This window comes from Helicobacteraceae bacterium (assembly GCA_031258155.1).
Classification (GTDB): domain Bacteria; phylum Campylobacterota; class Campylobacteria; order Campylobacterales; family SZUA-545; genus JAIRNH01.
Genome location: JAIRNH010000062.1, coordinates 57,285 through 65,483, shown reverse-complemented (window position 1 = coordinate 65,483; position 8,199 = coordinate 57,285). Strand labels below are relative to the sequence as shown.

The following is an 8,199-nucleotide window of genomic DNA, read 5'->3' as shown; positions in this document are numbered from 1 at the left end:
GAGCAGATAACGTAGCCGTTGTTTGGGCAGATACCGCTAATCGTTTGGCTATAGGTAGCGCCTCTACCTTCTATGTTCGTATTGATTTTAATAGCGTATCTGCCCGTAGCGTTATCTTGTCTTGCCGTAACTTTTACTAACTCCGTTTGAGAGGTTTTAGCGCAATCAAGTCCAGCGTCTATCGTTTGAGATTGTCCCTCGCCCGTAGTTATAGGCTTGCCGTCTAATCCGCTTAACGGCTTATCGCCTTGCAAAGGCTTTTGCATATTGTTTGTTACGTCGCTTGACCAGCTATCTACTCCCTTTACAGCGTCTTTGGCGATTCTCTCGATTTCCGCTCTGGTTAGCTCCTTACCAATTAGTAAGGAGGGAGATAAGAGAGCTAAGGCAATGGCAAGCGTTAAGGATAGAGGCAAAGACCAAGAGAGGGATCGAACCGTTAAAGAAAGAAGGGTTGCGATTCTTTCGATCGCGATCGAACGTATAATATTTGCCTTGCGCATTTTAGAAGCCAAAGCCTCCTCCGTAATTACCCGCGAAGAACTGTTTCCTCAGAGCTTTTTCGATTTTTTCGTGTTGCTCTGCTTTTTCCACAACGCTTGCCATCTGCTTTTCTAATTCCGCTACAGGTTGACTAAAGGCTCTAACAACCAATCTCGCCGTAGTTGCCGTTCTGTTTTGAAACTCGACGACTTTATCGTCGTCGCCTTTGCCCTTTACCCATTTACTGGAGGCATCGTCAATGGAGCGATGAATCTTGTCGAACAGGTCTTGCGCGGTTGAAACGGCAAGCTTAACGGCTATGTAGGCGATAATTATCTGCATATCCGACTCGTTATATATGCCAGCCTTATGAGCGTTAATTGTTTTTACGATTGGGTAAGGTAGATTGCCAAGAAAGGCTTGATCGTCGGTCGATAACGCCGAGCCTTTATCGATCTTGTCGATAATCGCGTTTAGCTTAATTTGGCTTAGCCCGATAAAGCCTCCATTTGGGATAAAGTCCCTCCATACGTCCGTTCCAATGTTTGGCTTAGGAGCGGGCTTGTCGCTCTGATAGTCGTATTCTGGCTTATAAACTATGCCCGTAATACAGTTTTTATAGCTTTTAGAGGAGTCTGGATCGTCCGTGCAATCGCCTGTGCCATACATTAGGGCGTTAATAAAGGTTTCGGGAGCTATGCTAGACGGCGCTACAACTAGTAGCTCCGTTTTTCTGTCTTTTTCCTTTTCGCTACTCGTATTTGTATATCCGTAGAGATCGCCGATTAAAGAGCGGATTATGCTGGCGAACTTCTCGTGCGCGATGGTATTTTCCGGAACAACTCCTTTCATCGCCTGACTTGCCATAGCTATCCTGATCAAACTGCCCTGTCTATTAACGAGGGCGTATTTAAGCCCTTCGCAGTTTATGGCTAAGCAGATAAAGGATTTCGTTAGATCGACGCCGGCTAACGCTTTATTAACGTCGTCCATCGTTTCAAGCGCGTCCGGAAGTTTAAGTATGTCCCTCGAAGCCTCGAATGAGTTTAACCCGCTATTTAGATGCTCTCCGAATTTATTACCGAAGTGCGTTCCAACCGCTTTAGCGGCGGCGCAGGAATCAAAGTTAAGGGCGTTGATGGCGTTTGCGAAATCCTCTAGTTTATTTAATATAGTAAGGCAGTCTTTGCAAAGAGTAGAAAGAGCCGCTTCAAAGAAAAAAGCTGAAGCCGCGCCGCTCATACCCTTTAATTTATTAACAAGCTCGTCGGCATTGATATATGAGATACCTCCTAACCCTATATCTATCCCGTTGCAACCTACGTTATAGCTAGGCGCTTGGGCGCTAAAGGGACGGATAACGGACGGAGGCTCGAATCTAATCCTTGTATGACCAAAAGTATAGTAGCCTCTAGTCTGAGAGGAAAATCGCATAACCCCTTCGCTTTGCACATACGCGCCGTCAAAGGCGCTCTGGATTTGATCGCTAAGAGAGCTTGCGAACAGGCTAACGGACGATAGAATAAAAACGAACGCAAAGCGGCTGAAACTCTTATAGAAAGTTAATATATCGCCCATAATATCTCTCCTTTAACGGCTTTAACCTCTACAAACCCAAAGTAGCGGCTATCAAAGCTCATATAATGAGGGGCGGTTACGAATAACAGCCCCTCCGGTATAACGCCGTCGTAATCAAAGCTAACGGCGTAAGGCTTGCCCTCGCTATCATTGGGTCGAGCAATGGCTACTTCCTCGTTATTACAGATAAACCGATTTTCGACCTTTTGAAGGTAATCGCCTTCTAAACAGACGACTTCTTTGAACAGATCGCGGTTTTTTAGCTTCTCTTGGTAAGGAGTATCCGATAGGCGATCGTCCAACCTAAATATCACAAGAGAGCCGCGCTTAAACCGTCCGTCGCTACATATTCTCTCGTCGGGCGTTATCTCTCTTGCTAGGTAGATACGGTTAGGAAAGGAGTAGTTATCGTTGATCGCTATATAATACCCTTTGCCGTTAGCGATCAGCATAGCGGCTAGAAGAGTAACTCCAATAGATAGAGCTAGGGCTAGAGAGATAAGCCTAACGCGTAGCGTTTTTGGCTTTCTCAAGCTCTCGTCTTACAAACGGCGTAATATCGACTACGCTTTCAACAGGCGCCCCTATAACCGCTCCGTCGTCGAATATAATCAGATTTTCCTCTTTGGCGATTAAAGCGGCGATTCTTTTTACCCTTTCAAAGTAGTCTTTAGCCGCTTGCTCTATCGTCGCGTCCGTTTGGCTTTGGTAGAGAACAAAGCCGTCTTTAATTAAACGCTCTTTTTCCTCTTGGATTAAGTCGCTTGTTTTTATGATCGCGAAGGCTGGAGCTTTGGACAGGATTATCGATGGAAGATACTTTATCCCCGCGAACAACAGAGCCGCGCATACAAGAGCCCATACGATATAGAGCGTCGCGCGCTTTACTCTGTTTTCGTCAATCGATATGGTCATTATAATCTCCTCTTAGCGGCTTTCTCGCGCTCGACTATGATCTCTATGGCTTTGGCGATCGTTACATTCTCCTGATCCATCGTTCTTTGTAGCTTCTTCTTGTCTTCGGGATCGGAGGTGGTAAGCCAATAGAAAGTTCTTGGAACGATCAGCCTTATCGGTAACCTCAAGTTATCGGGGGTGGTCATAAATATCTCGCTGTATTCGTCTTTTTTAGTGGTTACGGAACGCATAAGCTGTTCCTCGTAAGAGGACAAGCCGAATATCCCAGACTTAACCAACAGATTTTTAGACGATTCGGACTGTTGGAGAAAAAAGTTCCAAGAGGAGCAAGAGGTAATCGCCGCTCCCGCTCTGCTTAGCCCGTTGGCTTCGGAGTAGATGTCGCTAAAGGATTGCGTGGCGATCAGGATAGAGCCGTTCTCCTTGCGATAGCGTCTATAGGCTTGCTCGATAAAATTGTCCATTCTGGGGTTTTTACCGAGAAACTTATGCGCTTCGTCTATAATTGTTACCAATCGTTTGCGATCAAGGCTTTTGCTTTTGAAGGCGCTTTTGTTTAGGTGGTATAGCGCTATCATAATAATAGGGTCTCGTATCTCCGGACTATCCTCTACGGGCTGTAGCTCCACGACTATAAAATCGTCGTTAAAGTTCGCCTTGCTTTCGCCCATAAAGAACTTTTCATACAGACCGCCTCTGCAATAGCTACTCATCTGACGAGCGAAATCCTTGCAACGGGGGTCGTCTTGTTTTTCCATTAGATTTTTTACGTCCGTTACTTCGGCGCTAGCGCCTTTCTCGTTATAACTCTCCCTTATAGCCGCGGGCAGATAACTGTCTATTAGTTTCTTTTCGCTCTCGGCTTGGGCTTCGTTTAGATTAGCGCCTAAGGCGTAGCAGAAATAGACCAGATAGCCCATTTCGGCTACTAGCTCTTCGCTTGTTTTAATCGAGCTAAAAGGGTTGAAGCTGATAGGATTTAGAGGATCGACCTCTAAATACTGACCTTTAAGCTCCTCGCATAGGCGCTTTTGGGAGCGACCTATATCTATTGCGACCACTCTATCGCCTCTGGCGTATGAGAGCGCGGCTATAAATTGCAACAACATCGATTTGCCCGCGCCGGCGCCCGCAACGATATAGGCGTTGAAGTTATTATTTGAGATAAACAGATCGATAAGGCACAGGGCGGCTCTCCTTGTGGCAAACGCTAGATTATCGCCGTTGCCGCCATAGTCGGCTTCGAGAGGTAGGAATTGAGCTATCTGATTGGCAAAGTACGAAAAGCTCTTGCCGCAGGTATCTATATACTCTTTATTGGCGCCCATAGGCAGAGCCGCTAAAAAGGCAAGCTGATTGACGTCTGGTATAGCTTCGAGCTTGATTGCCTGTTCGTTTCCGCCTTGGCGCCAATAGCTTTTAATCGACGCGACGTTAGACTGCAACTGATCGTAGCTGTCGCCCGAGACTAAAACGTCTAGGTCGAAGGAGTATAACGGCTCTCTTCTTTCGTCTATACGGTCTAATATATCCACGCTTTCTTTTCTGATATTGGCGCGTCGTCTAAAGAGCGCGTCCGAAAAGGTAAGCTGAAGGTTTGTAGAGTGGTTGCGCCTGACGGCTTTGGTTTTAAGCGAGGGTTGTTTGGCTACGGTAGCCGAGATAATAAAGCTGTCTATAAACTGATTGGCGTTAATAGCATTTGAAAGTTTAGCGCCGATCTTATCGCCGAAATCAAAAATATGCGCTCTTTCTGGAAGCGTCTGCGGAGACAAGGCTTGCCAATACTTGCCTTTGGCTTTGCCGTCTAATCGCCTGTTGGCTTTAGAGCTTATCCTAACGTGATCCGCAAAGCAGGCGAACTCGCTCTCTCCTCCGATAAGCTGCCTGTTTAGCTCTTTTGCGGGGGTATATTCGGGTATCTCTCTTGGATCGACGTCGCCGTTAAGAGCCTCGTATAAAACCGGCGTTAAGCGTTCGGGATGGCAGATAACAGGAGCAAAGCCGTTGGTAGAGAGAATGCTTTTGGTTGAGGAGGCGCAGTCGATTAAGGCGTTATAATTTTTATCGCCTGCCTTAAGCGAAATGAATAGCCTAAACGACTTTAGCTTCGCAAGCATTGTCTCCGTCGCTTTTTCCTTATGTTTTTGCTCGAAAAACTTAGCTAAATCGTTGATAACGGCTGATAGTAGTTCGTTTTCCATAGCTCTTTTAAGATGGGTTTGTCTCCAATTTTCAATGCGCCAGCAGTTGTTCGAGCCGCCTACCAGAACGATTTGCAAGATAAGATTATCCGGTAATTTAGAGATTATCTCCGCAAAGCTTGTGGCGGTCTTGCCATCCATCGCTATGCGCGGAGCGCATTCAAATAAGATCGAGTAGCTATTATCGTTATTTACATATATTCCCGTCTGCTCGTCAAACACCCAATAGGGCAGATAGTCGCCTATCCTATTGCGCTTCCATAGTTTATTCCACTCTTTTTCGGTTAAAGAGACCAATCGATCCGAAGGAAGAGAGTCAAAGGTATTTTGCTCCTTAAGAGCGCGCAAAGATTTAATCTTTATCTTTTTATAGGCGTGCTTTAATCTTAAAGGCAGGTTGTAGCCTTTTATCTGATCGCCTGTGGATTTAAGGCGATCTTTTATGATTCTAGTTTGTTCTTTTGCTTTTTCTTTTAGGAGAGAAGCTCTATCTTTAGCCTTTTGCGTTAGATTAGAGGTTACGACTTGCTTTGGAGCGTTTTTATCGCTCCTTTCAAGCATTTCGTTCATCTCGGCGAGCTGGCTTTCTTCTATTTGCGCCGTAGTTTCGGATTGCGCCGAATGTTTGGAGAATAGCTTCATCGATTTGCCATTGTTTCTTTAACGATCATCGCTTTGTCCTCGTTCATCGTTACTTTAGCGGCGTTATCACGACTCTGCCGCGAGCGTTAGCTGGGACGCTACCGTTATCGAATCTGCCTAACGCCCAATCGCCTTCCTCGATTACGATCCACACTGCCGAATATCCGTGATATACGCCGTCTTTGGTAGTATGGGGGGCGATTATTAACTCCGCCGACTTGGGTTGAGTTCGCATAGGGACGCGGGTATCCGCTCCGTAGTTTGCCCTTAACGCGGAGGATTGATTATCTACGGCAAACTCTGGATCGACCTTTAAGAGCGTATCGCCTATATCGCGCTCGTCTATTTCAACGATCGTCTTAGAGGCGCAACCATTAAAGGCAAGCGCGGAGAAGAAAGCGAAAGTAATGATTGTAAAAGCCTTTGGAATAGCGATTAAATGCCGTTTAATCATTGTTTAACTCCTTGTTAATAACAGACACGATCGACTGATGGATATAGCGTCCGTTATCCAATTCAACCCAACCGCATTTACTGCCTTTAACGGCGTATTGATCGCCTCGTTTTGCTTCAAAGCCGTTATCGACGGGATAGGCGGCGTTAGGCATCTTTCTAAGCCAAGCCCTATAGACCTCTACTCTGATCGTATCGCCGTCTTTAAGGTTTGGATAATCGCAAGATTGAGATAAGGGTCTGTTATTAACGCTATCGCTATCGCCGTAATCTAACCCAGCATCGGCTATAACGACCTTAGCTTGTTTGCCGTTTGCGTTAATCAAGTCTTCGTTAGCGTTGCTATCGCCTTTAGCTACGCTCTTATCGCTAGGCGTTCTATGTTCAATCGCCCTTCGATCTAACAATAACCGCTCTATATAGAGCAGAGCTTCGTGATTTTCCAAAGCGATTATTTCGCTTGGCGTTAAGCAACCGCTTCTATTCAGGCTTTGGAGAGTTTCAAAATCAAAGCATTCGTTATTCGGGCAACCGCAACTTTCTCTAAGCCGATCGCAATAGCTATAGTTTGAGGAGGTTTCGACGCTGTTTGCTTTCCCAAGATAACGCGATCGCTCGTTTTCGCTCATTTGAGATAGTTCGTAGTTATCTCTGGCGCTCAAACATTTTCCGTAGCCTTCGCTGTAAGCGCAGGAGTAATCGCTATCGTAAGGGAGCAGAGAGCAGCCGTTAAGGATCAATAATAGGATCGGAGTTAATATGGTTAATGCGCTTACTAGTATCGCCTGATTTAATCTCATCGCTTTTCTCCCGTTTGATTGTTGTTTGAGAGATACCACGCTTTAATCTGTTCGCCGATCGATTCGGCGTAACCCGCGATCAATCTCTCTACCTTGTTTGCTTCGCGATCGACAAGATAGATATAGGGAGTTCCCTCGACGGCGTTTCTTTCGGCAAACTCTCTCATAGCGTTAAGAGATTTAATAGCCTCTTGGGTATCTTTATCCAGCGATCCGTCGGCTTTTTTTGAGGCTTCGTATCCTTCTCGCGCTCTCCATTTAACCAACAGAGCTTCTCTTGCTTCTTTATCGGGTGCAGTCAGATACTCTACCGTTCGCTTAACGCCTTCGTCGTTTGGATTTTGCAGATCGACAAGGAATATCCGTTTAACGGGTATTTGGTTGATTGAGAAATATTCGTCCGCTCTGTGGCAATACGGGCATAGAGGGCTTGTAACCATCGCTACGTATCTTTCCTCTTTATCGCCTATTTCTCCAAAGCCTAGTTGTTCAAGCTCGGAGGCATTTATTTCTAGCGCCGCTTTACTTGATTTTAACTCGCTAAAACGCTCTTTGGAAAGGTTTGTGAGGTTATCGCCTCCAGAGGTGTAAATCTCTCCAAAAAATAGCAATCTTTGTGAAGGATTGACGTATATAACCTGTCCGTTGCTTAAAAAAGCCGTATAGAAACCTACTGCGGGAGAGCGTCTAATCAGTTCAATTTGAGTGTTTGGTAGAACCGATCTAACCCACGCTTCTTCTATGGCTTCAATTGGTTTGCCTTTGTATTGCGCAAGCGTAGCGTTGCGCGCGGTATCGTTGCGATCGCGGCTAGTCGGGCGATTAAAACGATCCGGCTTGATATTGCGATTGTCAGATTGTTTTGGCGCGTTATCGCAGTATTTGCCGTTATTGTCGCTATTCGCTCCGTCGCTCTTTTCCTCTTTAACGGCTGATTGTCCCGTAACGCCGTTAGTATCCTTAACTCTCTTGTTATCTTTCTCCCCTACAACCCAGCCATCTTTAACAATCCAGCGATCGGTTTTAACGACTTCGTATTTAGGAGAGGCGCAACCAGATAATAAGGCTCCAATCGCCGCGACAACAACAAACGCGGATAGGTTAATCCTGATTGTTCCCAT

8 protein-coding genes are annotated in these 8,199 nt (G+C 45.8%); all 8 read right to left on the bottom strand.

Annotated features, from left to right (window positions below; translation table 11 throughout):
• A partial coding sequence (locus LBF86_08680; protein MDR0665575.1) for a hypothetical protein occupies positions 1-503 on the bottom strand: 503 nt, incomplete at its 3' end.
• Between the two features lies 1 nt (position 504).
• The gene (locus LBF86_08675) at positions 505-2,061 is read right to left on the bottom strand and encodes a conjugal transfer protein TraH (GenBank protein MDR0665574.1); all 1,557 of its coding nucleotides are present in this window, start codon (positions 2,059-2,061) and stop codon (positions 505-507) included.
• Positions 2,046-2,594 (bottom strand): S26 family signal peptidase, encoded by a 549-nt coding sequence (locus tag LBF86_08670; protein MDR0665573.1) that lies wholly within the window; start codon positions 2,592-2,594, stop codon positions 2,046-2,048. The genes LBF86_08675 and LBF86_08670 overlap by 16 nt, the downstream gene beginning before the upstream one ends.
• Positions 2,566-2,976, bottom strand: coding sequence for a hypothetical protein (locus tag LBF86_08665; protein MDR0665572.1), 411 nt, complete (start codon positions 2,974-2,976; stop codon positions 2,566-2,568). The genes LBF86_08670 and LBF86_08665 overlap by 29 nt, the downstream gene beginning before the upstream one ends.
• Positions 2,976-5,825, bottom strand: coding sequence for a TraC family protein (locus tag LBF86_08660; protein MDR0665571.1), 2,850 nt, complete (start codon positions 5,823-5,825; stop codon positions 2,976-2,978). Before LBF86_08660 ends, LBF86_08665 begins: the two co-directional genes overlap by 1 nt.
• A 49-nt stretch (positions 5,826-5,874) precedes the next feature.
• On the bottom strand, positions 5,875-6,279 hold the full coding sequence (locus tag LBF86_08655) for a TraV family lipoprotein (GenBank protein MDR0665570.1): 405 nt from the start codon (positions 6,277-6,279) through the stop codon (positions 5,875-5,877).
• Positions 6,272-7,078: a hypothetical protein gene (locus tag LBF86_08650; protein ID MDR0665569.1), complete on the bottom strand. Its 807-nt coding sequence runs from the start codon at positions 7,076-7,078 to the stop codon at positions 6,272-6,274. The genes LBF86_08655 and LBF86_08650 overlap by 8 nt, the downstream gene beginning before the upstream one ends.
• On the bottom strand, positions 7,075-8,199 hold the full coding sequence (locus LBF86_08645) for a thioredoxin fold domain-containing protein (GenBank protein MDR0665568.1): 1,125 nt from the start codon (positions 8,197-8,199) through the stop codon (positions 7,075-7,077). Before LBF86_08645 ends, LBF86_08650 begins: the two co-directional genes overlap by 4 nt.